This window comes from Nitrospirae bacterium YQR-1, assembly GCA_039908095.1.
In the GTDB taxonomy this organism is placed as follows: Bacteria; Nitrospirota; Thermodesulfovibrionia; order Thermodesulfovibrionales; family Magnetobacteriaceae; genus Magnetomonas.
On sequence record JAMOBJ010000001.1, the window covers coordinates 352,764 to 377,539 of the forward strand.

The window sequence follows — 24,776 nt, forward strand, 5'->3', positions numbered from 1 at the left end:
ATTGCAATGAGTAAAGCCAGGATTATGATAGTAGAGGATGAGGTAATAACCGGAATGTGTACAAGGGATATTCTGGAAAACTTGGGCTACATCGTAACCTCGCATGAGATGACGGGAGAGGCGGCTATCGGACGTGCATTGAAAGATATCCCTGACCTGATTCTTATGGATATAAGACTGGAGGGACGATTGGATGGTATTGAGACAGCTTATGAGATATCCAGCAAAATTGATATTCCTGTCGTGTATCTTACCGCCCATTCAGATGCCGAAGTGTTGGAGCGGGCCAAAGCAACACAGCCGTTTGGTTACATGATAAAGCCATTTAACAGCAAAGAGTTACAATCTAATATTGAGATAGCCTTGTACAGACATAGTACGGAAAAGAAACTGAAGGAACTAAAGAAGAAATTAGAGGAAGAGGCGGTTTTGAGCAAGAAATTTGAGGAGGAACTGAAAAATTCTTTAAATGAGTTGAAAATGACAAAGCAATTGCTGGAGACGGTCGCAAACGGAATTACAGATGAAATACTCCTTATTACAAAGGATTTTAAGATATTATGGGTAAACGACTCTGTGCTCAAAAAAAGAAAGAATGTAAAAACAGAGCCAGTAGGGATGTGTTGTTATGAACTGACACATCACAGGGGCGCACCTTGCCTGTTGCCGGATACTCCGTGCCCGATAGAGGAGTTTTTAAGAACCGGGAAGGCGGCGGCGGTTAATCACATTCATTATAACAATAGTAAAAGTTCGAAGATTTATGTTGAGGTTGCGGTGTATCCTATTATAAATGCAGTTGGAGATGTAGATAAGTTTATTCATGTATCTAGAGATGTCACGGAGAGAATGGCAAAAGAGGATGAGATACGTTCTCTTAACAAAGCACTACAGCAGAAGATTAAGGAAGAGACGGCACTGAGGGCACATGAGAGACGCCTGCTTGCACAACAATCCAGGCTGGCCTCTATCGGTGAGATGATAGGCGCCATAGCACATCAATGGAAACAACCCCTGACTGCTATATCTTTACTGTCACAGGGAATAAAGGATGCATACAAATACGGAGAGATAACTAAGGAATACATGAATGAAACAGTTGCCCATATTATGAATAAAATTGATTTTATGTCAAAAACTATTCACGATTTCAGGAATTTTCTTAAGCCGACAAAGGCCTCCACTATGTTTGACCTCAGAGACTCAATAGAAGATGTATTATCTATGTTTAGTGACATGCTAAATACATCCAATATAGTCGTTACATTTGATAAAGGCAGCCCTTCCGAGCGGTTTTTAATTACCGGACATGAAAACGAATTCAAACATGTAGTTTTAATCCTGATAAACAATTCACGGGATGCCATCACCGCTTGTCGGGAAAACAATCTCATGAGCAGGGACATCATGGGTGAGATAAAGATTGGTCTTTCAAAGGCAGGCGGCAAGATTATATTAACAGTTGGTGACAACGGCGGAGGCATTGCAGATGATATTATCGGCAAAGTCTTTGACTCTTACTTTACGACCAAATCCGAGGACAAAGGCACGGGCATTGGTCTGTATATGAGTAAAAACATAATTGAGAGTATGGGCGGCTCTATCACATGCAAAAACATAAAGGGAGGTGCTGAGTTTAAAATAGCACTGTAGCGGTTGGGGATACGTTATACCAAGCAGCCTTCAATCGTCTAACTTTGTTTGCTTTGTCACAAGCTCCTTAAATGTATGTAAAAGTACGCCTGCGTTTACTTCAGAATGCTACCTTGGTATTACAATTACAGAGTACATCATGTTTTTTCAGATAAGTTTCAAAAAGTTGTAGTCCCTGCATATGTTTTTCAGTAAGGTCATAAGAGATATTTTCCCAGTACGAGACAAGCATGTCTTTAGAGAATATTTTAGAGCAGGGGCAGCCCTGTGCGATTTCAGAGAGGCTGTTCAATGAGCGGTTTTTTGCGCGGTTAAGAGCTAATACAAACTCTGAGAGCAGATTTTGGTTGCAATCTTTTCTTGATATCCACAGAGCAAAGACAAACGGCAGACCGGTGTGTTCATACCACAGAGCTCCAAGGTCGTATGTGAATATTTCCGTTGAAATACCGGCACGGCAGTGAAGTTTGTACAAAGCGTTATCACCTATCAGCAGATAGGCGGGGTGAGTGTTCAGGCCCTCGGCAAGTGTGATGCCGGTTGTCTCAATGTTGACATTTATTTCGTAAAATTCCAAAAAAATGATCTTAAGAAGTGCCGCAGATGTTTCCGACTGGAATGAGGCAAGCACTGTGGTGCCCTCAAGCTTAGTAATATCCATTTTGCTAAACAGGATGATGCTTTTTACAGGACCAAAGGAGCTGACAGAGTGCCCGGGCACTATGTCATAAAGCTCAGGGCGTCTAAGGTACTCAATTGAGGATGAGGGGCTTACGTCTATTTTCCCCTCTCTGATTAGTGAGTTAAGATGAGAGGGCACGCCCGGGATTATTTCATAGTACTGTTTTTCTGTGGAGTTTCCTGCAATGTCCTCTTCAAGGCACCGAAAAATTGGATATAAATTAACAAAGTTGATTTTTCCTATTTTCAGCACTCTAACCCTTTATAACGCCTATGGGCTTTAGCATAGCTACTTTTTTAGATATCTGAGCGCTGTCAACAACGCTTACCACATTTGCAATATCCTTATACGCCTCCGGCATTTCCTCGGCAAGCGTGCCTCTGCCGGCACTTGTGGCTGTAACTCCGGCCTCAAGGAGTTCCTGCCGTATTTGCCTGCCCTTTGCCGCCCTTATAGCGCCGTGGCGAGACAGTAGTCTGCCTGCTCCGTGACAGGTTGAGCCGTAAGTTTCCGTCATTGCCTGCGGGGTGCCGATTAGTACAAAGGAGGAGCGCCCCATATCGCCTGGAATCAAAACCGGCTGCCCGACAGCTTTGTAAATATCGGGAAGCTCAGGGTGCCCTGCAGGAAATGCCCGCGTTGCCCCTTTTCTGTGAACAACCAGTTTGATGTCACGGTTTCCAACTCTGTGGGTTTCCACTTTAGCGATGTTATGTGCAACGTCATATATAAGACTCAGGCCGGCACTTGAAGGAGAGCCTCTCATTGCCGTAATGAAGGACTCTGACACAAGGTGCATAATGCACTGCCTGTTAGCCCAGGCATAGTTGGCGGCCCCCTTCATAGCGGCAAAGTAATCCTGTGCCTCCTGTGAATAAAATGGAGCGCAAGCTAACTCCCTGTCGTGCAGCTCGATTCCGTACTTTTTAGAGGCTTTTTCCATCAAAGGAAGGAAATCCGTGCAGACCTGATGTCCAAGCCCCCGAGAGCCGGTGTGAATCATGACAGTTACCTGTCCCTCAAAAAGTCCGAAAACCTGTGCAGCTCTTTCATTAAATATCTTGCTTACATACTGGATTTCGATAAAGTGATTACCTGAGCCCAGGGTTCCCTGCTGGTTTCTGCCCCGTTCCAAGGCTTTTTCACTTATTACGGAAGAGTCGGCGCCTTCCAGCACTCCGTCTGATTCGGTTTTTTCCAGATCGGAGGCACTGCCGTAACCCCGCCCGAGAGCCCACAGTGCGCCTTTTACTATGATTTTTTTTTGCTCATCGGGGCTTAGTCTGATCTTGCCCTTTGAGCCAACCCCGGAGGGAACACTGTTATATATGGCTGAGACAAGATCGTTTATCCTGGGAAGAACCTCCTGCCTTGTGAGATTGCTTCTAAGCAGCCGCACTCCGCAGTTTATATCATAACCGACTCCACCGGGAGAGATTATCCCCTCGTTTATATCAAATGCCGCCACACCGCCTATGGCAAAACCGTATCCGGTATGAATATCCGGCATGGCAAGAGATGCCCCGACGATGCCGGGCAGTGTGGATACATTTGCCACCTGCGCTATCGCCTGCGGCTCAAGAAACTCCCCAAGCTGTTCATTTAAAAAAATCACGCCCGGCACAAGCATTCCACCCTTGTAACCTATCGGTACCTCTATCCGGTTTTCATCCTTTCTTATCAGCTTTCCTGCCATAACACCACCTCCACCTGCTAAAATGATACTCTAAGGGGAGAGTTTCACTCTCCCCTTAGTATCCCCTCTCACAAGGGAGCGCAGCCCCCTTGACCCCCTTAAATATCCAGAATTATTTCCAGAGACGAAAAAGACTCGCCGCTTTCTATTTTAAGGCCGTGATAGGTGGCGGCTTTTATCAAAAAACCTTTTTCATGTCTGTTTTCGTCGAAAGTCTCACCTTTGACAGTGGCGCTTATATGAGTTTGAGAGAATTCTTTGATTATTATTTCCTTGCAGAGAAATCCGTTTGTGTCAAAGTTATAAATTAGCTCATTAAGCCACGCAACGATGAGGTCAGAGGTGGACTCGGCGGTAAGGATGATTTCCATGGTATCTGCGGCCTCTATCTTATCAAAATCGGTAGTAAGTGAGGAAAACGCACAGGCCGCCTTAACAAATAACTCAGCCATGTTTGCGGCGGTTACTCTGAGCCCGATGTCGCCCGATACGTCAAGGAACTCCACTGCGTCCATATCTTAAATTAACCCTTTGGCGGCAGCAGAGTCAATGTGAGGAGCTAATAATACCAAGTAGCAGTCAAAAGAGTAACGAGGCGGCAAGGAGAAAGCGACACCTCCCCTCATAGGGGATTCCCCTTAGGGGAGACGTCAAGGAGCTTTCGACGATGCCAACAAAGTTAATCGAATGAATGCAACTTGGTATAAAGATGTACTTGTGTATGGCAGGAGCTCTTGCAGGCTTTATATTTTTTAAACAAAGAACCCTAACATCTTTAAGTTAAAGATTTTTTATGTTATAATAAACTATTAGACAGAAGAGGCCGGATGAAGTGTATCTTTGATAAGTTAAGGGAAAAGCTCCTGGCGTGTTGCCGAAGGAGACTGGAAAGAGCCTTGTACATGGGCGATTTCCTATGATTGAGGTGTGTACTAACTAATATTATGGAGTAAGATGAAAGGTAGAATATTCTTTTTTTTGCAGTTGTTACTGTTGTTTAGCTTTGTTTTTAATGCAGGGGCATACGCCACCGGCGCTAATTCAAATTCAAATTCAGGTGAAAGCAGAATTGAGTATGCCTGGTACCACTACATGCTTGGAGTCATAGCCGAGGAGCAAAATGACTGGGCAAAGGCGTTAAAGGAATTTAGAACAGCTTTAAAGGAAGACCACGACTCGCCGTATCTGAAAGTTCAGATAGCGTATATTTTGCTCAGGCAGGACAGAGCGGATGATTCGGTAAAGATTGCCGAGGAGGTGTTAAAGAAAAACCCCAACTATATCCCTGCCCTAAAGCTCCTGGGAGAGCTGTACAATGCACGGAAGAGCTCTGATGAATCCATAAAACTCTATGAAAAAATCATAGACCTTGACCCCAACGACACCGGTGCAATAGTGTTTTTAGGCGCACTGTATCTGTCAAAGAAAGATTACGAAAGTGCCGGCAGGGTGCTCAGGGTCTTTGTTGATAAAGATCCTTCCAATGTTATGGGAAATTATTATCTGGGTGTTATATATATGGAGACCGGTGACTTTGATAATGCAACCAAATATTTAAAAACAGCCATTACCATCAACCCGTCTTTTGACCCTGCAATTGTTTATCTGGGTATAATCAGTGAAATGAAGGGCAACAAGGACGAAGCGGCAAAACAATACAAGAGCGCCCTTGCAATAAATCCACAGAACCTGAAGGCCAGGGAGATGCTCTCAAGGCTTTATATGACAAACAAAGACATTCCTAAGGCTATAGAGGAGTTAGAGGCACTAAGTAAAGAGTTGCCTGAAAATGTTGACATACATTTAAGAATCGGTCTGCTGTATCTTGAACAGGAAGTCTTTGACAAAGCTGTTGATGAATTTATGCTGGTTAAGTCGGCCTCGCCAAGGAACGTTTTGGCCAGATACTATCTTTCATTAGCATACGAGGCTTTAAGGAAATTCGATTTAGCGATTGAAGAGTTAAAACAGGCTGTCAACATATCTCCTAAGAATGTAAAAGCCTTTCTGAGACTCGCATATTTGTATAAGGAAACTAAGAATTACGAAAGGGCTGCTTATTTTTACGAGGAGCTTCTTTCTTTTGATACATCAAAGCCTGAGTATTTCCTTTATACCGCACTCGTTTACACTAATATGAAAAATTACAATAGGGCAATGGAGCTGCTGTCTAAGGGACTGGAACTGTACCCTGACAATGAGGAACTGTACCTTAATGTTGCCAATGTGTATGAAAAGCTGCATGACTATGATACGATGGAGAAGTATATAAAGAAGGTGATAGAGCTTAATCCCAACAACTCCGATGCTTTAAATTACCTTGGATACTCCTACGCCGACAGAGGAATAAAGCTCGATGAGGCTCTTGAGTTAGTGAAAAAAGCCTTGAAGCTTAAACCAGACAGCGGTTATATTATGGACAGCCTCGCCTGGGTTTATTTCAAAAAGGGCAAATTCAAGGATGCCCTGAAAGAGCAGGAAAGGGCTGTAGGTTTTGTTAATGACGACGCCACCATATTTGAACATCTTGGAGATATGTATGCCAAACTGGAGATGCACGAAAAAGCGCTTGAGGCATGGAAAAACGCTATCAAACACTATAAAGACGAGATTGGCCTTAAAGAGCGGGTGGAAGAGAAAATAAAAAATTCAGCTAAGCCTGTGAATAATTAGTTCCCACTTGTATGCTTATACTAACGGCACCTGCAAAAATCAACTGGTTTTTGTACGTTACCGGCCTGAGGGCTGACGGCTACCACGATATAGCCTCTCTGTTTCAAGCTGTAAGTGTCTGTGACACTCTGGAGTTTAAGAAGACGGATGACGCCACTGTGTTTTCACCTCTTACATTGGAAAGCGACTTAAAAATACCGGCTGATGCAAATCTTGTTTCAAAAGCACTGAAAGTTTTAGCCGGTTATATAAAAAGTTCCTGTGCAACAGCCGAAAATAATGATGGCAAAATCTATATCAGACTTAAAAAGGAAATACCGTCAGAGGCAGGCCTAGGTGGCGGAAGCTCAGATGCCGCCACTGCCCTGATGGGTATGAATATGCTTTTTAACCTTAACCTCAGTACAGGGACCCTTGTAAAATTAGCATCGGAGGTTGGCTCAGATGTCCCATTTTTTATCAGAGGCACTACAGCCATGGTAGAGGGCAGAGGGGAGCTTGTTACGCCTGTGGAGCTTGACAGCACCGTGCCTCTGCTGTTGCTGAAACCCCCTGTTTCAATATCAACCCCGTGGGCTTACGGCAGGGTTGACGATATGACGGATAAAAAAATTATGAGGCATAATAAAGCTCTGAACATACCTGCTATTGTCAATGAATTTATTAAAGCAATGAAAACCGGTGATTTTCAATCTGTGGCTAGCCTAATGAGAAATGATATAGAGGAAGCAATCAGAGGAGACTTTCCGTGGATTGATGAAATAAAAGGACTGCTAAGAAGTAAGGGAGCACTTGTGTCACTTCTCAGTGGCAGTGGCTCAGCGATTTTCGGCGCATTTGACAATGACCGGAAAAGAAATGCGGCATTGGAGTGTTTTGAAAAGAGATATCCTGATTTTTGGATAAAGCCAGCCGTAACCCTTAAATCGTCTCTGTTTTCAATAAATGACGGTCCCTAAAAATTTTTTTGTAAAAAACTATAATTTATAGCTTAACTCCCTTGACACAAAAAAAATATATTTGTAAAATCCTAAGGTATTGCATAGTTATTTGCGTAAAGCCGGGAAGTCCGTCTTGACAACGGAGAATGTTTTTGTGTATGATGTTGCCGGATGTGTTGTGCAGTTTAAGGGAATGAATGGATAAAAGGGTTAAATTTAAATAGACCAGTACCGCATTAAGACAAACGGAGGAGATATGAGATTAGTTATGCTTGGAGCGCCGGGCGCCGGCAAGGGAACTCAGGCTAAGATGCTGATAGACAAATATGGTATTCCTCAGATATCAACCGGGGATATTTTGAGAAAACATGTGGCAGACGGTACCGCCCTTGGAAAAGAGGCCAAAGGCTATATGGACAGAGGAGAACTTGTGCCCGACAGTGTGGTGATTGGCATGGTAAAAGACAGGCTTTCGCAGAGCGATTGCAAGGCTGGTTTCATACTTGATGGATTCCCACGCAACACCGCCCAAGCTGCGACCCTTGATACTGTTTTAGAGTCTATGGGAATGCCGCTTCAGAGGGCGTTAAGTGTGGATGTTGACTTTGACATCCTGATGAAGAGATTAACCGGAAGGCGTACCTGCAAGGGCTGCAACCAAATGTACAATGTTTACTTCAGTCCCCCAAAAACTGAGGCTAAATGTGACAAGTGCAGCGGAGACCTTTATCAGAGAGATGACGATAAAGAGGATACTATCAAAAAAAGGCTCGACGTATATAAGGCTCAGACTGAGCCTCTCATAGATTACTACGGAGGCAAGGCAATTCTGAAGAGGGTTGACGGCCAGGGCGATATAAATGAGATATTTAATAAAATAACCACGATGTTATCATAATAAATCACAGGAGGTAGTAAAGATATGGCACTGGTAAGGCCGCATGGCAAGGACAAGGTATTGAAGCCGCTTCTTTTAGAGGGAGCAGCTCATGCCGAGGAAATGAAGAAAGCTAAGACTCTGACTCAGGTTAAGATGGCCTCAAGAGAAGTCGGCGATCTTATAATGATGGGTATAGGGGGCTTCACACCCCTTGACGGATTCATGGGGCATGATGACTGGAAAGGAGTCTGCGATAACTACTTGATGACAGATGGAGTATTCTGGCCGATCCCCGTCACCATTTCAACATCAAAGGAGCAGGCTGATAGTTTAAAAAATAACCAAGAAGTCGCCCTCGTTGATGATGAAACCGGCGAGATCATGGGCACCATGGTTATAAAGGAAAAGTATTCAATAGACAAGATACACGAGTGCAAGAAAGTTTACAGAACCGACGACCAGGCTCATCCCGGTGTAGCCATGGTTATGCAGCAAGGCGATATAAATCTTGCAGGCCCCGTAAAAGTTTTAAGCCAGGGCACATTCCCAACCGAATATGCAGGCATATATCTGACCCCTGCCGAGACCAGAAAGATATTTGAAGATAAGGGCTGGAGCCGTGTGGCAGCGTTTCAGACCAGAAACCCGATGCACCGTTCCCATGAGTTTCTTGCAAAAATTGCTATCGAAATTTGTGACGGCCTTTTAATTCACCAGCTTTTAGGTAAACTCAAACCCGGCGATATTCCTGCAAACGTAAGAAAGGACTGTATCAACCTGCTCATGGAGCACTATCTTGTGAAAAACACCTGTGTACAGGCCGGATACCCGCTGGATATGAGATATGCAGGCCCCAGAGAGGCCCTCTTACATGCACTGTTTAGACAGAACTACGGCTGCAGTGACCTTATCGTGGGCAGAGACCACGCAGGTGTGGGCGACTACTACGGTCCGTTTGATGCCCAGACTATTTTTAAAGAGATTCCATCAGATGCTCTTGAAACCAAGCCGATGAACATTGACTGGACATTCTACTGCACCAAGTGCGACGGTATGGCCTCCATGAGAACATGTCCGCACGGTAAGGAGGACAGACTGATGTTAAGTGGTACAGCCTTAAGAAAGATGCTCTCTGAAAATCTCGAGGTTCCCGATCATTTCAGCCGCCCTGAGGTTCTTGATGTTCTGAGGAAGTACTACGCCGGACTGACTGATAAAGTTGAAATAAAGATGCACAAACATTCAACCGGCTAAGTAAAACAGGGGGTATTTTTATACCCCCTTTTGTATTACAAAACAGGGCTGCTTTGTATGACAAGGCAAAAGCCTGAAAGAGAACAATTAACGCTGGCTTTTTAAGCCAACAATTAAAAAGGAGGTAACATATGCCGAGTTTTGTTATGACCGAGAAGTGCGACGGCTGCAAAGGGCAGGAAAGAACCGCTTGTATGTACATCTGTCCTAATGACCTTATGAAGCTGGATCGCGACAGAATGAAAGCTTTCAACCAGGAGCCTGAGCAGTGCTGGGAATGCTATAGCTGTGTAAAGATATGCCCGCAGCAGGCCATCGAGGTAAGAGGCTACCAGGATTTCAATCCCCTTGGTGGAAACGTTATTCCTATGAGAGGTTCTGATTCCATTATGTGGACTGTAAAGTTTAGAAGCGGTGCACTGAAGCGCTTCAAATTCCCTATTCGTACAACCGCAGAGGGCTCAATAGACCCGTACAAGGGCAAGCCTGAGCCTAATTTCGACAATCTGAAGAAGCCCGGTTTCTTTAACCTGCCGGAAGTGAAAAAACCGTAACTGAAGTAAATACTAAAATTAAAATAGTATAAATTAGGAGGAAACTAATGGAATTAGAAACATGTAATTTTTCTTTTTGCCAGAAGCCTGAGATGATCGAGGTTGAGACCGACATGCTTTTAATCGGCGGTGGTATGGCATGCTGCGGAGCAGCTTTTGAGGGAGCCCGCTGGGCAAATCCAAAAGGCATTAAAATAACCATGGTTGACAAGGCTGCCACTGACAGAAGCGGCGCAGTTGCAATGGGTCTTTCAGCAATCAACACATACATGGGTGAAAACGATCCTAAGGATTATGTTAAGTATGTAAAGGGTGACCTTATGGGAATCATAAGGGAAGACCTCGTATATGACGTAGGCAGACACGTTGACGATTCAGTACACCTTTTTGAAGAGTGGGGCCTCCCTGTATGGAAAAGGGCGGATGACGGCCATACTATGGACGGAGCACAGCCGGCAAAGAAACTTACCGAGGGCGGCAAGCCGGTAAGAAGCGGTAAGTGGCAGATAATGATAAATGGTGAGTCCTACAAGGTAATAGTAGCAGAGGCGGCAAAGAAGGCCCTTGAGATCAACAGAGCGGCTACAGGCGTTGCCCAGAACCACTACGAGAGAATTTTTATCGTAAAACTCATCCTTGATGCTAAAGAGCCTAACCAGGTGGCGGCAGCGGTAGGTTTTAGCACCAGAGAGAATAAAGCTTACATATTCAAAGCAAAGTGTATGCTTCTGGCGGCCGGCGGAGCTGTTAACGTATTCAGACCCCGTTCAGTTGCAGAGGGCCAGGGAAGAGCATGGTACCCGGTATGGAACGCAGGCACCACCTACGCATTAGCGGCACAGGTTGGAGCAGAGCTGGTTCTGATGGAAAACAGATTCGTACCTGCAAGATTTAAAGACGGTTATGGCCCTGTCGGCGCATGGTTCCTTTTCTTTAAAGCAAAAGCAACCAACGCTCTTGGTGAGGACTACTGTGTAACCAACTTTGAGGCAACCAATAAACTCTATGGCAAGTACTGCTCAGACCCACACAAACTCGGCACAGCAATCAGAAATCACATGATGATGATTGACATGAAAGCCGGTAAGGGTCCTATCCTTATGAATACCCACCTGGCTATGGCGGAGCTTGCTAAGACCATGGACGCCAAACAGATCAAGCACCTTGAGGCGGAGGCATGGGAAGACTTTCTTGATATGTGTATCGGACAGGCCGGAATGTGGGCATCCAACAACGTAGAGCCGGATAAGTCCCCATCAGAGATCATGCCTACCGAGCCTTATCTCCTTGGCTCACACGCAGGTTGCGCAGGTCTTTGGGTAAGTGGTCCAAGTGACCTCGGCGCTCCAAAAGAGTGGTGCTGGGGCTATGACAGAATGACCACCGTAAAGGGTCTCTTTACAGCAGGCGACGGCGTTGGCGCATCCGGACACAAATTCTCCTCAGGCTCACATGCCGAGGGCAGAACCGCAGCTAAGGCTATGGTAGCTTTCTGTCTTGACAATGCCGGCTACAAGCCTACAGTAGCAAAATCCACAGAAGAACTGGCAGCTGAACTTTATCTGCCGTTTGAGATATATGAGAAGTACAAAAACTACAGCACAGATCCTAACGTCAACCCCCACTACATCAGACCTAAGATGCTTCAGGTCAGACTCCAGAAGATCATGGACGAGTATGTAGCAGGAGTATCAGTATGGTATATGACCAGCAAGACCATGCTTACAGAGGGTTTAAGACAGTTGGCAATGCTTAAGGAAGACTCCTTAAGAATGGCGGCCTCAGACCTTCACGAGCTTATGAGATGCTGGGAGAACTACCACAGAATCTGGACTGGTGAGTCCCATGCAAGACACATTCTCTTCAGAGAAGATTCCCGTTACCCTGGTTACTACTACAGAGGAGACTTCAACCTCGTGGATGACCAGAACTGGAAGTGCTTCACGATTTCTAAGTACAACCTTCAGACCAACCAGTGGGAGATGTCAAAGAGAGATTACGTACAGTTATTCCCAGACTGATAGATAAACGCATTTGTGGTATCAGGGACCCCATCAAGTGTGGGGTCCCTTTCCGCATTTTTGCCCGTTGAATAAAAAGTGGAGGAGTTTTTATCATGCCAGAGGAAAAAACAGCACAAATGGTGGTAATAGGCGGCGGTATAAGCGGTATGACTACAGCTATAGAGGCTGCTGAGGCGGGTATAACCTCGGTAATCATAGAAAAAAGTCCATATCTTGGCGGTCGTGTTGCCCAGTTAAATAAGTACTTTCCTAAGCTCTGCCCGCCGTACTGCGGATTGGAGATAAATTTCAGACGTATCAAGCAGAACTCTAAAATAAGTTATTACACTATGTCGGAGGTAGAGAGCGTCAGCGGCTCCGAGGGGAATTTTACTGTAAAAGTTAAGGTTAATCCGCGTTTGGTTAATTCAAAGTGTACTGCATGTAATAAGTGCGTTGAGGTGTGTCCGGTAGAGCGCAGTAACTCGTTTAATTTTGGAATGGACAAGACCAAGGCCGTTTATCTTCCCCATGATATGGCTTTTCCTATGAGGTATGTGATAGATGAGTCGCTTTGTACAAAAGCCTCTTGTGCTAAGTGTGTCTCTGTTTGTAAATATAATGCAATAGATTTTAACATGAAGCCTGAGACAATAGAGATAAAAACACAGTCGGTAGTGTATGCCACAGGTTGGAATCCTTATGATGCAACAAAGATGGATAATCTTGGTTTTGGCAAAGTAAAAAACATGTTGACCAATATGATGATGGAGCGTTTAGCTTCCCCTAACGGCCCTACTAAGGGGAAAATAGTCAGGCCTGCCGACAAAAAGGAGCCAAAGACGGTAGCCTTTGTTCAGTGTGCCGGCTCAAGGGATGAAAACCACCTTATCCACTGTTCGGCCATTTGTTGTATGGCCTCCCTTAAACAAGCAACATATATAAGAGAGCAGTATCCGGATTCCAAAGTGTTTATTTATTACATAGATTTAAGGACGCCTGGAAAGTATGAGGACTTTTTGCAGAAGATACAGGCGGATGAAAACGTGCAGATGATAAAGGGCAAGGTGGCAAAAATTGAGGAGGACCCGGAAAGCGGTGACCCTGTACTTACTGTTGAGGATATAGAGGGTGGTACAAAGATAACGAATAAGGTTGACATGGTGGTCCTGGCAACCGGAATGGAGCCGGCCATAAAGACTGCCGGTAAACACGGTTTGAAGCTGGATGACAATGGATTTATAGATGCCGATACTCAGAGTGCAGGCATATATTCATCAGGTGTGGCAAAGAGGCCTAACGACGTTAGTAATTCCGTTCAGGACTCCACGGCATCGGCCCTCAGGGGCATACAGTCCACGGTGAGGAGGTAACACAGACATGGCTGACAGTAAACTGGGCGTATATATATGCACCGATTGCGGTATCGGTGAGGCTATTAACATTGAGGAACTTCAGAAATCGGCCAGGTCGGCTGCTCAATGCAGAGCCCATCCTTTCTTATGTAGTGATGCCGGAGTGCAGATTATCAAAGATGATATAAACAATGAGGGTATAAATAAAATAGTAATAGCTGCCTGTTCACCCAGGGTTAATACCGATGTTTTCGATTTCGATCCGCTTCTTTATTTTACCGAGCGGGTTAACCTCAGAGAGCATGTAGTGTGGACGCAGCCTGCGGGTGCCCCCGGTACCCAGCTGCTTGCAGCGGATAATCTTTGCATGGGAATGGCAAAGGCGCAGAGAGCGGAACCACCGGTTCCTAAAACCACCGATGTCAGCAAATCTGTGTTGGTAATTGGCGGCGGCGTAACTGGTTTGACTGCCGCCATAGAGACGGCAAAGGCAGGCTATGAGGCTGTCATAGTGGAGGAAAGCTCAGAGCTTGGTGGTTTTGCTAAAAAGTCGTTTAAGGGTTATCCGGTAAAAGAGCCGTTTAATAAGTTGGCGGAGCCAACCATCGGAGCTAAAATAAAAGCGGCTGAGAGTGATTCTAAGATAAAGATACATCTTGGTTCAAAGGTGACCTCGATAGAGGGCGAGCCCGGTATGTTTGATGTTATCGTTGATAAGGGCGGTAAAGAAGATAAATTTACGGTTGGAGCGGTAATACTTGCCACCGGCTGGAAGCCTTATGATGCGACAAAACTGGTGTCCTATGGTTACGGCCGCTTTAAAAACGTGGTAACAAACGTTGAGATGGAGGCAATAGCCTCAAAAGGCAAGATAACAAGGCCCTCAGACGGTAAAACGGCAAACAGCGTGCTGTTTGTTCAGTGTGCCGGCCAAAGGGATGAAAACAATGTGCCCTACTGTTCCTCAGTGTGCTGTAATGTATCCCTGAAGCAGGCAAAGTATGTAAGAGAGTCTAATCCTGACTCAAGTGCTTATATTATCTATAAGGATATGCGCACGATGGGCCAATACGAGGGTTTTTACAAGGCCGCCCAGGATGATGAGGGAATATTCCTTGCCAAGGGTGAGGTGCGGGGCCTTGAGGAAGCTGCAGACGGCGGCATAATGGTTGATGTGTATAATCAGTTGCTTAAACGTGATATGAAGATAAAGGTTGACCTTGTGGTGCTTGCCGTGGGTATGGTTTCAAATATGCTGCCGGAGGGCAGGGCGGTAAACAGCGTTACACCGGAGTACATTGGAGATTTAGTTACCAAGCAGACCCAGGATGGTTCTATAACAGAACTTAACCCTGTACCTATTGTTTTAAACTTAAAATACAGGCAGGGACCTGAACTGCCTCATCTGAAGTATGGCTTCCCTGACTCGCATTTTATATGTTTCCCGTATGAGACACGACGAACCGGAATATATGCGGCAGGTGCGGTAAGACACCCGATGGATGCACAGCAGTCAAGCACAGATGCCACAGGAGCAGCCCTCAAGGCTATTCAGTGTATAGAGCTGACGGCACAGGGCAAGGCGGTACACCCGAGGGCGGGGGATATGACATTTCCCGAGTTCCGGCTTGAGAACTGTACGCAGTGCCGCAGGTGTACGGTTGAGTGTCCCTTTGGCGTGTTGGATGAGGATGAAAAGGGTACTCCAAAAGAGCATCCGTATCGTTGCCGCCGTTGCGGTACTTGTATGGGTGCCTGTCCGCAGAGAATTATTTCGTTTAAGAACTACAGTGTTGATATAGTGTCCTCGATGATAAAAGCGGTTGAGGTACCAACTGAGGGAGATGAACCCTTTATATTGGCATTTATTTGCGAAAACGACGCTTATCCGGCACTTGATATGGCAGGGCTCAACAGGGTTGCACTGAATCCCAATTTCAGGTTTGTGCCTTTGAGATGTCTTGGTGGAACTAACCTTGTGTGGATAGCCGACGCCCTTTCAAAAGGCATTGACGGAGTAATGCTGATAGGGTGTAAGTACGGGGACAATTACCAGTGCCACTTCATAAAGGGCTCTCAGGTTGCAAGTGAGAGGCTCAGTAAAGTGCAGGAGACACTGGGCAGGTTGATGCTTGAGGCTGAGAGAGTGCAGCAGGTTCAGCTTTCGATAGATGAATGGGACTTGTTACCTAAGTTAATGAATGACTTTTCGGAGCAGTTGAAAGGTTTCGGCCCCAATCCATATAAAGGTTTCTAACAATAAAATGGTGGAGGTAAATATGGGTGATGGTTCGGTATTGACGCCTGATCTGGATTTTGTTAAAAGTTTAAAGAGTTCAGGTGCAGATACGTTAAAGAGATGTTACCAGTGTGCTACGTGCTCGGCTGTGTGCAGTTTAACGCCGAGTGATGATCCGTTTCCGCGCAGGGAAATGTCAATGGCGCAGTGGGGCCTTAAAGATGAATTGGCAAAGGACCCCAATGTATGGTTATGCCATAACTGTAACGAATGCACAAAGTACTGCCCAAGGGGAGCAAGACCAGGTGATGTTCTTGCTGTTTTGAGAAAACAGGCTATCACGGAAAACTCATTTCCCCGCTTTTTAGGAAAGATTGTAGGAGAGCCTAAGCTGTTGGTGATTACGTTTCTTATACCGATAGTGTTATTTCTTATTATTTTGAAAACTACCGGGCACCTAATGATACCGGATGGAGACGTGGTGTATGACAAGTTTTTCCCAATCCACTACGTTGACCCGATATTTTTGACTTCAGCATCCTTTGTGTTTCTTTCCTTTGTGATAAGTATAAGCAGGTTTTGGAAAAATTTAAACTCAAATCCATACAAGCTGCTGGCTCACGGCAATCTGCTTAAGAGCATACTGGAGACACTGAAGGAATTTCTGCTTCACAAAAAGTTTGACAAGTGCAGTGTCAACAAAGACAGAACAATGGCCCACAGACTGGTTTTCTTTGGTTTTGTAGGACTGTTTATAACTACCAATTGGGCGGTTTTTCACATTTACGTGCTGGGGTGGCACTCACCATACAGACTGGATGACCCCGCCATATTAGCTCTTTTCAACGGTTCAAAGGATTTGGTATTTCTCCTGTATATGGCCTTTAAGGGATTTGGCAACCTCAGCGCTTTGTTGCTGTTTATAGGCGCCGTAATGATTTTTTCCAATAAGGCTAAAGATAAAGGATTTGTCACCAAGACTTCGTGTTTTGACGGCAGTTTTAACATTGTTGTTATGTTACTTTTTGTCACCGGCATACTCTCTGAGTTTCTCAGGTGGGCAAATGTGCCAAAGATAGCATATCCGATGTACTTTGTACATTTAGTGCTTGTGTTTTACACGATAGCTTTTTTACCTTATACTAAACTGGCTCACATGGTTTACAGGACAACAGCTATAGTCTATGCCAAGATGGCCGGCAAGGAAGCATAGACAAAGGTTATCAGTTATGAGATGTGAGATTGCCAACCCCCTACGGGGGTACGCAATGACGGCTTGAGCTGCTTTATCCGTCATTGCCCAGAAGCGGTAGCTTCGTGGCAATCTCAGTCTTTAAAGTTATCAATAGATTTGAAAACTACTATAAAAAACTAAAAACACCCCGGCATTCCGCCTTGCACAGGCTGCCGGGGTGTTTATTATTAAAAGGATTTGGTAAAAAAATATGGATGAGGTATTTAACAAGTTAAGGAGTTTTCCTGGAGAGAAGATAGAGCTGACTTACAAGGACACGTTTAGCTTTAAGTGCCATAAGGGCATTGAGTGCTTTAATCAATGCTGCAGGGGAGGATTGGAAATTTTCCTGACCCCCTATGATGTGCTCAGGATAAAAAACACTATTGGAATAACATCAACCGAATTTCTGGCGACTTACTCACTTACTGTAATGCTTGAAAAGAGCAATGTTCCGTTTTTAAAGCTGAGGATGGATGAAAGCAAGAATTGTTATTTTAACAGAGAAGACGGTTGCGCAATATATAAAGACAGGCCCCTTGCGTGCAGGTATTATCCGATAGGTTATGCAGTTATGAAATCAAACAGGCCCTTTGAGGGTGATGATTTTTATTTTAAGATTCAGGAGGATTTTTGCAAGGGCCATAAAGAGACGGCGCTGTGGGATATTGAATCATGGCGTATTGATCAGGAGATTAACACATATGAGGATGCCAACAAAGACTGGGTTGACTTGATTTTAAATAAAAAGCTCTACGGAAGCTCCATCAAACTTGATGATAAATCAACATCTATGTTTATGCTGGGCAGTTTTGATGTGGATGCTTTCAGAGAATTTTTATTAAAGAGTACGTTTTTGAAGCGTTTTGATGTAGAAGAGGATGAGTTGGAGTTGATAAAAACGGATGAGCTGCAGCTGCTGAAGTTTGCACATAAGTGGCTTAAATTTGCTTTGTTTAACGAGCCTACAATGTTTTTAAAAGAGCCCCAAGTATAGGGCATCGGTATTAGAGGCAATTCAATATAAACAAAAAAAAGGCAGTGAGCACATGGCCACTGCCTTTTTTCATTATTGAAGGAGAACTACTTCTTCTCTTCTTTCTTCTCTTCTTTCTTCTCTTCTTTCTTGGCGTCTTTCTTAGCGTCTTTCTTAGCGTCTGCTGCAGGGGATGCTGCAGGGGCTTTATCCTCGGCAAATGCTACAACTGAAAGTGAAAGTGCAAATACTGCTGCTACTAAAATTGATAAAAGTTTCTTCATTTTTTTCTCTCCTGTTTGCTTATTTACTTTTTATTAAATAAAAAGTTTACTAATTTATTTTGCTTCCTCTGTTGCTGCTGCCGCCTTTGCTTTTTTAGCTTTTTTGGCCTTATGCTTTTTGTGTTTCTTAGCTGGAGCTGCTCCTGCATCTGCTGCCGGCTCCTCTGCTACTGCAAATACTGCAAATGAGAGCGTAAGAACTAATGTTGCCAAGATTGCGAGTAATTTCTTCATATCTGTCACCTCCTTTAATTCACTTTTCTTATTTATTGTTACCATCTTCTCAGCTTTCTATTTTCATGTAATAGACATCATTCGTTTTGCAAGTATCGTGCCAGAGGCTTAAATGTTAACTTTAGACAAGAATATGAGTAGAAAACATAAATAAATATTCTTAAATCAGCACATGTGTCCTCATTTGAGGATACTGCTTACTGCTTATCAGTCCCCGTTAAATAATTTATTGCTGAGGGGATGGATTCAATAAGGTCGGATGCAATAGTTGAATAAACGCCGACTTTACCGGCTGCAATTTCACCTGTCATTCCATGAATGTAAACTCCCAGCAGGGCGGAATATAGCGGAGGTAAACCCTGTCCGGAGAAAGATGAGATGATGCCTGTTAATACATCTCCGGAGCCTGCTGTTGCCATCGAAGGACTACCGGTGGGATTAATAAAAGTGTTGCCCTCAGGGTCTGCGGTGATTGTGGGTACACCCTTAAGTATAAGGTATGATGTTGAAGAAGAGGAGAACTTTGAAGCTTCACCGACTCTGTCTCTCTCAACCTCCATGCACTTAGGTGAGAGATTAGATGTTTTGCCCTCAAGTATCAATCTTGCCATTTCCGCCGTATGAGGCGTAAGGATAACAGGAGATGGTGATGTGTTAAGTATGTTTATCCTCTCATGATATTTCAGGGCGGAGAGTGAGTTAATGCCGTCAGCATCAAGCACTATAGGTATGGGTGAATTAGAAATCAGCTCTCTGACCAGCTCAACAGTATCGGGGTCAACACCCATGCCGGGGCCGATAGCAATAACATCACAGCGGCGCTCGGCAAAGTCCAGTATTTCATTAAAAGCCTTTTTGGAAAATCTTCCTTTACCCTTGTCGGACACAGGAAGTACCATTTCCTCAAGTGCTCCGCACTGATAACTATCCAAAAGGGAAGAGGGAACTCCAATAGTGGTAAGCCCCGAACCTGCTCTCATAGCAGCTTTTGCCGCCATCTTTATGGCGCCGGTTTTGCCCCGCGCTCCCCCTACAAAAAGCACATGGCCATAGTTGCCTTTATAAGAATAGGATGGGCGGTTTGGCAAAAACATTGATACTAGTTGTCTTTCCACTGTTTCACATATAATGTTTTCATCGCTGAGAAGTGCCCTGGGAAATCCTATATCTTCCACAAAAAGCTCTCCTGTATAGTCACTACCGGGATGCAGTAAATGGCCGCGCTTAGGAAGGCCGAATGTTATAGTTCCATTTGCTTTTATTGCTCTTCCCAATATCTCACCGGTGTCGGATGACACACCGGAGGGTATGTCAACAGAAAAAATATAACTGCCTTTAGCGTTTATATAATCAATAGTCTTTGCCATAGTGTCTTTTACCTGGCTTTTTAAGCCGGTACCAATCAGGGCATCTACCACAACGTCACCGACTATATCACTTTCGCGAACAACGGGTTTAGTAAATATCTCTATATCGAATTTTTTAAGAATTTCCAGTTGAAAACGGCACTGCTCACTCAATGAGGCAGACTCAGATACTATAAAAACATGGACACAGAATCCATTATTGTAAAGTTCCCTTGCGGTAACCAGGCCGTCACCACCGTTGTTGCCGCCGCCACAGAGTATTGTTATTGTCTGAGGAGGAAAGCGCTCCATTATACGCTTTGACACTGCCAGTCCTGCTCTTTCCATTAACACCACAGCAGGTATTCCTACATCTTCAATAGTTTTACGATCAATCTCCGTCATCTCCGCCGCTGTCACAACTTTCACTGTATTTTGACCTCCTGACTCTCAAGCACTACTATTGCCACACTGTGAGTTGATTCATGACTTAAACTCAGGTGAACACGGTTAACTCCGCTTTGTTTTAGAAAATCACCGGCAGTGCCGTAAAGTAAAAGAAACGGCCTACCTCCGGGCTCATTACACACCTCTATTGAGTTATATGGAAAAAAAGAACCTGCAGCTTTTATGAATGCCTCTTTAGCTGCAAATCTTGCTGCCAACGAGGTCTCTGAAAAACGCTCTCCAATACAATAGCTGCGTTCTGCCTCTGTATAAATACGGGATATAAAACGCTCTCCCCATCTTTCGAATGCCGCTCTTATACGCTTATTTATGATTATATCAATGCCAATGCCAAAAATCATCCTGCCTGCCTGAGTACGTCAACCATTTCGCGCACAGCTCTCTCCATACCTACCATAACAGCCCTTGACATTATCCCATGCCCAATGTAAAGCCCTCTGATATGCTCTGTAGCCGCTATGGGCGAAACGTTTCTGTAATTCAAGCCGTGTCCAGCATTACAGCCTAAACCGACGGTGTAGGCTCTGTACACAGAGAGCTTGATCTTATCCAGCTCTATAGCTTTTGCTTTAGAGTCCGCTGCATTAGCATAAAGCCCGGTGTGGATTTCCACCATCTCAGCCGATATCTCATAAGTTGCCTCAACATCGGCTGCAGAAGGATTTATAAACAGGCTTACCGGGATGCCTCTGGACTGGATTTTCTTTACAGCTTCAGTCAGACGCTGCTTCTGTCCAATAACGTCAAGGCCGCCCTCTGTTGTCAGCTCATGGCGCCTCTCCGGTACGAGAGTAACCATATCCGGCTTTACTGCTAAAGCAATGGAAATCATTTCATCAGTTGCCGCCATCTCCAGATTCAGGGGGGCGGTTATTATCTGCCGTAGTAGGGTCAAATCCCTGTCCTGTATGTGTCTGCGGTCTTCCCTTAGATGCACTGTTATTCCGTCAGCACCCCCCGAAAGCGCAAGCAATGCTCCCTCCACAGGGTCTGGTTCGCAACCTAAGCGTGCCTGCCGCAGTGTTGCTATATGGTCAACGTTTACACTTAGAAACATATTTTCCTTCCTGCAGCTATTATATATCATCTGTTGTTTTTTTTTAAATAGTCTGAAGAAATTGTTATTATCCTGAAGTTAGGTTTTCGGATTTATGGTATGGAGAGATGCTGGAAATTTTTGTCATTCTAAAACAGATAAATAGCGAAAATGCTGATTAATTTGTTAAACTATCGTTCTGAGAAGGAACAGAATAAGTGTTAAAAAAAGAACCTCCCATTAGGGGAATTATAAAATCACTGGGTCTTGTCTTTGGAGATATTGGTACAAGCCCTATATATACCCTGACTGTGGTCTTTCTGCTTCTTAAGCCGACTGAGTCAAATATAATGGGAGTTCTGTCTCTTGTTTTCTGGACTATCATAATCCTGGTTAGTATTGAGTATTCATGGCTGGCTATGAGCCTTGGAAAGAGGGGTGAGGGGGGCACTATTGTGCTCAGGGAAATTATTTTGCCACTGCTTAAATCATCCCGGGCAGCCTCTTTTATAGGTATCCTGTCCTTCCTGGGCATTTCCCTTCTGATTGGTGACGGTGTTATTACACCGGCTATCAGCATACTGAGTGCCGTTGAGGGTCTTACGCTTGTGCCGGGTCTTGAGTTTTTAAAAACAAACGCCCTTATCGCCATAGCATCCTGTATTGCAATTGTTCTTTTTGCAGTACAAAAACATGGCACGGAAAAGGTGGCGACTTTTTTCGGCCCGCTAATGCTGATGTGGTTTGTTTGTTTATCAATCTCGGGGTTTGTCTCTTTAACCGATCACCCCGCAGTAGCCTTTTCTGTAAATCCATACTATGCTGTTAATTTTTTCAGGGAAAACGGGCTCACCGGTTTTTTCATTCTATCGGAGGTTATACTGTGCGCTACCGGTGGTGAGGCACTATATGCCGACATGGGACACCTGGGCAGAAAACCTATTTTAAGGGCGTGGTATTTTGTCTCAGTGGCGCTCATCATTAATTATCTCGGACAGGGCTCATATTTGTTAAGCCATCCGAACACAAAAAATATACTCTTTGAAATGATTATGTTTCAAACTCCGGCACTGTATATTCCTTTTTTAATACTAAGTATAGCTGCAACAGTGATAGCATCACAAGCTATGATAAGCGGGATTTTTTCTATTGTTTATCAGGGGATTATGACAAACATTATACCGGCCTTTAAGGTTCACTACACATCTGAGGAGCTGCGCTCCCAGATATACATAGGGACAGTGAATTGGTTCTTACTTGTTGCCGTTTTGTTTATAATGATAGAATTTCAGCGCTCGAGCAATTTAGCCGCCGCCTATGGCCTTGCTGTTACCGGTACGATGGCGATAACCGGTATTATGATAACATGGATTTTTTACCTGATGAAAAACTACCTTAAAACTGCAATCGCCGCCTTTGTAACACTCGTTGACCTGGCCTTTCTATTTTCAAACACATATAAAATTCCGCACGGTGGTTATTGGTCTATTGTTATATCAATGCTGCCACTGTGCTTGATCTTTCTTTATACAATAGGGCAGAGAAAGCTCCATCAGTGCACGGAGCCAATGGAACGGGATGAATTTCTGGAAAAATATAACCACTCATATAACAACAAAAGTAAGATAAAAGGCACGGCTCTTTTCTTCACCCGATATGCAGACAGAGTAAATCCGTATATTTTGCAAACTATGTTTGTTAATGAGATAATTTACGAGGATAATATAATTATCAATGTAGTGGTACGGGTTGACCCGTTTGGTGCAACAGGTTTTTTCACCGCATACCTGGCCGACGGACTCAGTGTTTTTGAAATACAGCTGGGATATATGGAGGTTGTTGACGTTGAGGAGATTCTCAGGGAAAACAGTATAGATGAAAAGACTATCTTTTACGGCATTGAGGACATAATAACTGAAAATCCGCTTTGGCAGATATTTTCAATTATTAAAAAGCTTTCCCCAAGGTTTGTTCAGTTTATAAAACTTCCCTCTCACAAGCTCCACGGAGTGGTGACAAGAATTGAGATGTAATTCTTAATTTATGTGTTGCCGTGTTGAGCGTAACACTATAAAAATAACCGCCGCCGTTGAAAAGTATAGAGCCGCAAACTGATAATTAACAAAAGAGGGCAAAACCGCGCGGATTATGCTGTAATAGTGATGAAATGAGGCGATATAACACAGCAGGCACATGAAGCCGGCATGTTTGTATGTCATAAATTTCAATGAATGTGCTTTATCGGAGATAAGAGCAATAGCGGATACAAGGGGAATTGCTGCAAAGCTGACAAGGCGGGTGGCGCTTTCAGGGTTACCGTTCATAACCGGCTGAAGCATTATCAGCAGGGCTAATGAAACCATAAGGCAAAGCTGTTTGAGCAATTCAGAGTCTTTGCGGTGCAATAGCATTTCAGGTACTAAAACTGCAATCGGAATGATTAGCGATATAATATCCCGTGATATAAGATTCATAAAAAAATAAATAATTCCCGCTCCATGCAAATCAGGCAGTGACGTCCTCAGATAAACGATTAAACTAAAGAGCTGCAAATAGTTAATATTTTCTCCTCCAAAAAAAGAAGCAAAAAAACCTGTGAGTTTATAGAGAAATATAATGATAAAAGACAGTACAGAGATAAAAATTAGTTTGCTGTTAAAGTGTTTACTTCTGAATGTTTCAGAGATAAACAGCCAGAGAAAAAAAGCAGGTATAAAAACAACAGTTGTCTGTCGTGCCAACACAGCCGTGATGCAGCCAACGGCAAGGATAAAACGGTTGTTTCTTATCAACCCTAAAATAATTACAGATGTTCCAAAAAGAAAAAGGAGGTCGGTAATCATTCCAGGGGAGGTTAAGTATGATCTGAAAACATAAGGGTTAAAAATTAAAAGCGCCATACAAAGACAATATAAAGGGGTGGAAACATTATAAAAGCTGAGAATTCTGTCTGTTACATACAAGGTAGCTATGAGAGAGACAATTGTAACAGACAAAAAAGACAGATAGATGGAAATCCCCGACACATAGCTAATCATGCCGATTATGTAGGGAAAAAACAGCCTCTGTGCATGGTGAAACATAGTGACGGATTCTGGAAAGTGTGGAAAAGCATCTGCAATAGCCCTGTAGGAGGCGACATCTGAAAAGCCGTTACCAATAGCCTCTGTAAGACTAACAAACCTATTTGTGGCAGCTACAGTAAAAAACATAAAAAATACTATAGATGCCCGTAAGATGCTATTGTTTATTTGCATCTCTTATTTGC

General features: G+C 44.1%; 21 protein-coding genes. 12 read left to right on the forward strand and 9 right to left on the reverse strand.

Annotated elements, in window-relative coordinates:
- Window positions 1–6: 6 nt before the first annotated feature.
- Complete coding sequence (locus H7844_01710; protein MEO5355997.1) at window positions 7–1,653, forward strand: response regulator; 1,647 nt, start codon at window positions 7–9, stop codon at window positions 1,651–1,653.
- Window positions 1,654–1,753: 100 nt separating this feature from the next.
- On the opposite strand, the gene H7844_01715 is transcribed toward H7844_01710, so the two are convergent.
- The 3 genes from H7844_01715 to H7844_01725 all read right to left on the reverse strand — a co-directional run bounded on the left by H7844_01715 (window position 1,754) and on the right by H7844_01725 (window position 4,546).
- Complete coding sequence (locus H7844_01715) at window positions 1,754–2,587, reverse strand: menaquinone biosynthesis protein (protein MEO5355998.1); 834 nt, start codon at window positions 2,585–2,587, stop codon at window positions 1,754–1,756.
- A 1-nt stretch (window position 2,588) separates the two neighbouring features.
- Window positions 2,589–4,031: an RtcB family protein gene (locus tag H7844_01720; GenBank protein MEO5355999.1), complete on the reverse strand. Its 1,443-nt coding sequence runs from the start codon at window positions 4,029–4,031 to the stop codon at window positions 2,589–2,591.
- 98 nt (window positions 4,032–4,129) lie between these two features.
- Complete coding sequence (locus H7844_01725; GenBank protein ID MEO5356000.1) at window positions 4,130–4,546, reverse strand: archease; 417 nt, start codon at window positions 4,544–4,546, stop codon at window positions 4,130–4,132.
- A gap of 439 nt (window positions 4,547–4,985) precedes the next feature.
- Here H7844_01725 and H7844_01730 point away from each other — a divergent pair, with 439 nt between their 5' ends.
- The 10 genes from H7844_01730 to H7844_01775 all read left to right on the forward strand — a co-directional run bounded on the left by H7844_01730 (window position 4,986) and on the right by H7844_01775 (window position 18,161).
- Complete coding sequence (locus H7844_01730; GenBank protein ID MEO5356001.1) at window positions 4,986–6,704, forward strand: tetratricopeptide repeat protein; 1,719 nt, start codon at window positions 4,986–4,988, stop codon at window positions 6,702–6,704.
- Window positions 6,705–6,715: 11 nt separating this feature from the next.
- Window positions 6,716–7,663, forward strand: coding sequence for a 4-(cytidine 5'-diphospho)-2-C-methyl-D-erythritol kinase (gene ispE, locus H7844_01735; protein MEO5356002.1), 948 nt, complete (start codon window positions 6,716–6,718; stop codon window positions 7,661–7,663).
- A gap of 238 nt (window positions 7,664–7,901) precedes the next feature.
- Window positions 7,902–8,543, forward strand: coding sequence for an adenylate kinase (locus H7844_01740; GenBank protein MEO5356003.1), 642 nt, complete (start codon window positions 7,902–7,904; stop codon window positions 8,541–8,543).
- 24 nt (window positions 8,544–8,567) lie between these two features.
- Window positions 8,568–9,779 (forward strand): sulfate adenylyltransferase, encoded by a 1,212-nt coding sequence (gene sat, locus H7844_01745; GenBank protein MEO5356004.1) that lies wholly within the window; start codon window positions 8,568–8,570, stop codon window positions 9,777–9,779.
- A 131-nt stretch (window positions 9,780–9,910) separates the two neighbouring features.
- A complete protein-coding gene (aprB, locus tag H7844_01750) occupies window positions 9,911–10,333 on the forward strand; it encodes an adenylyl-sulfate reductase subunit beta (GenBank protein ID MEO5356005.1) in 423 nt (140 codons plus the stop codon).
- A 47-nt stretch (window positions 10,334–10,380) separates the two neighbouring features.
- Complete coding sequence (gene aprA, locus H7844_01755) at window positions 10,381–12,354, forward strand: adenylyl-sulfate reductase subunit alpha (GenBank protein MEO5356006.1); 1,974 nt, start codon at window positions 10,381–10,383, stop codon at window positions 12,352–12,354.
- 95 nt (window positions 12,355–12,449) lie between these two features.
- The gene (locus tag H7844_01760; protein MEO5356007.1) at window positions 12,450–13,709 is read left to right on the forward strand and encodes a CoB--CoM heterodisulfide reductase iron-sulfur subunit A family protein; all 1,260 of its coding nucleotides are present in this window, start codon (window positions 12,450–12,452) and stop codon (window positions 13,707–13,709) included.
- 7 nt (window positions 13,710–13,716) lie between these two features.
- Entirely contained in the window at window positions 13,717–15,948 is a 2,232-nt protein-coding gene (locus H7844_01765; protein MEO5356008.1) for a hydrogenase iron-sulfur subunit, read from the forward strand.
- 22 nt (window positions 15,949–15,970) lie between these two features.
- Window positions 15,971–17,143: a quinone-interacting membrane-bound oxidoreductase complex subunit QmoC gene (gene qmoC / locus H7844_01770; GenBank protein ID MEO5356009.1), complete on the forward strand. Its 1,173-nt coding sequence runs from the start codon at window positions 15,971–15,973 to the stop codon at window positions 17,141–17,143.
- 232 nt (window positions 17,144–17,375) lie between these two features.
- Window positions 17,376–18,161: a YkgJ family cysteine cluster protein gene (locus tag H7844_01775; GenBank protein ID MEO5356010.1), complete on the forward strand. Its 786-nt coding sequence runs from the start codon at window positions 17,376–17,378 to the stop codon at window positions 18,159–18,161.
- Window positions 18,162–18,247: 86 nt separating this feature from the next.
- Here the strand turns inward: H7844_01775 and H7844_01780 are convergent, their stop codons facing one another.
- The 5 genes from H7844_01780 to H7844_01800 all read right to left on the reverse strand — a co-directional run bounded on the left by H7844_01780 (window position 18,248) and on the right by H7844_01800 (window position 21,529).
- On the reverse strand, window positions 18,248–18,424 hold the full coding sequence (locus H7844_01780; protein MEO5356011.1) for a hypothetical protein: 177 nt from the start codon (window positions 18,422–18,424) through the stop codon (window positions 18,248–18,250).
- Between the two features lie 54 nt (window positions 18,425–18,478).
- Entirely contained in the window at window positions 18,479–18,703 is a 225-nt protein-coding gene (locus H7844_01785) for a hypothetical protein (GenBank protein ID MEO5356012.1), read from the reverse strand.
- 152 nt (window positions 18,704–18,855) lie between these two features.
- Window positions 18,856–20,433: an NAD(P)H-hydrate dehydratase gene (locus tag H7844_01790; GenBank protein ID MEO5356013.1), complete on the reverse strand. Its 1,578-nt coding sequence runs from the start codon at window positions 20,431–20,433 to the stop codon at window positions 18,856–18,858.
- On the reverse strand, window positions 20,430–20,813 hold the full coding sequence (acpS, locus tag H7844_01795; protein MEO5356014.1) for a holo-ACP synthase: 384 nt from the start codon (window positions 20,811–20,813) through the stop codon (window positions 20,430–20,432). The genes H7844_01790 and acpS overlap by 4 nt, the downstream gene beginning before the upstream one ends.
- Entirely contained in the window at window positions 20,810–21,529 is a 720-nt protein-coding gene (locus H7844_01800; GenBank protein MEO5356015.1) for a pyridoxine 5'-phosphate synthase, read from the reverse strand. The genes acpS and H7844_01800 overlap by 4 nt, the downstream gene beginning before the upstream one ends.
- A 197-nt stretch (window positions 21,530–21,726) precedes the next feature.
- On the opposite strand from H7844_01800, the gene H7844_01805 reads away from it, so the two are divergent.
- Window positions 21,727–23,541: a KUP/HAK/KT family potassium transporter gene (locus H7844_01805; protein MEO5356016.1), complete on the forward strand. Its 1,815-nt coding sequence runs from the start codon at window positions 21,727–21,729 to the stop codon at window positions 23,539–23,541.
- Between the two features lie 3 nt (window positions 23,542–23,544).
- Here H7844_01805 and H7844_01810 read toward each other — a convergent pair whose 3' ends face one another.
- On the reverse strand, window positions 23,545–24,765 hold the full coding sequence (locus tag H7844_01810) for a hypothetical protein (protein ID MEO5356017.1): 1,221 nt from the start codon (window positions 24,763–24,765) through the stop codon (window positions 23,545–23,547).
- Window positions 24,766–24,776 lie beyond the last annotated feature (11 nt).

Excerpts from the sequence above, each read along its gene's own strand:
- H7844_01710 (MEO5355997.1), top strand. The coding sequence starts at position 7 with ATGAGTAAAGCCAGGATTATGATAGTAGAGGATGAGGTAATAACCGGA.
- H7844_01720 (MEO5355999.1), bottom strand. The coding sequence starts at position 4,031 with ATGGCAGGAAAGCTGATAAGAAAGGATGAAAACCGGATAGAGGTACCG.
- H7844_01725 (MEO5356000.1), bottom strand. The coding sequence starts at position 4,546 with ATGGACGCAGTGGAGTTCCTTGACGTATCGGGCGACATCGGGCTCAGA.
- H7844_01730 (MEO5356001.1), top strand. The coding sequence starts at position 4,986 with ATGAAAGGTAGAATATTCTTTTTTTTGCAGTTGTTACTGTTGTTTAGC.
- ispE (MEO5356002.1), top strand. The coding sequence starts at position 6,716 with ATGCTTATACTAACGGCACCTGCAAAAATCAACTGGTTTTTGTACGTT.
- H7844_01740 (MEO5356003.1), top strand. The coding sequence starts at position 7,902 with ATGAGATTAGTTATGCTTGGAGCGCCGGGCGCCGGCAAGGGAACTCAG.
- sat (MEO5356004.1), top strand. The coding sequence starts at position 8,568 with ATGGCACTGGTAAGGCCGCATGGCAAGGACAAGGTATTGAAGCCGCTT.
- aprB (MEO5356005.1), top strand. The coding sequence starts at position 9,911 with ATGCCGAGTTTTGTTATGACCGAGAAGTGCGACGGCTGCAAAGGGCAG.
- aprA (MEO5356006.1), top strand. The coding sequence starts at position 10,381 with ATGGAATTAGAAACATGTAATTTTTCTTTTTGCCAGAAGCCTGAGATG.
- H7844_01760 (MEO5356007.1), top strand. The coding sequence starts at position 12,450 with ATGCCAGAGGAAAAAACAGCACAAATGGTGGTAATAGGCGGCGGTATA.
- H7844_01765 (MEO5356008.1), top strand. The coding sequence starts at position 13,717 with ATGGCTGACAGTAAACTGGGCGTATATATATGCACCGATTGCGGTATC.
- qmoC (MEO5356009.1), top strand. The coding sequence starts at position 15,971 with ATGGGTGATGGTTCGGTATTGACGCCTGATCTGGATTTTGTTAAAAGT.
- H7844_01775 (MEO5356010.1), top strand. The coding sequence starts at position 17,376 with ATGGATGAGGTATTTAACAAGTTAAGGAGTTTTCCTGGAGAGAAGATA.
- H7844_01780 (MEO5356011.1), bottom strand. The coding sequence starts at position 18,424 with ATGAAGAAACTTTTATCAATTTTAGTAGCAGCAGTATTTGCACTTTCA.
- H7844_01785 (MEO5356012.1), bottom strand. The coding sequence starts at position 18,703 with ATGGTAACAATAAATAAGAAAAGTGAATTAAAGGAGGTGACAGATATG.
- acpS (MEO5356014.1), bottom strand. The coding sequence starts at position 20,813 with ATGATTTTTGGCATTGGCATTGATATAATCATAAATAAGCGTATAAGA.
- H7844_01800 (MEO5356015.1), bottom strand. The coding sequence starts at position 21,529 with ATGTTTCTAAGTGTAAACGTTGACCATATAGCAACACTGCGGCAGGCA.
- H7844_01810 (MEO5356017.1), bottom strand. The coding sequence starts at position 24,765 with ATGCAAATAAACAATAGCATCTTACGGGCATCTATAGTATTTTTTATG.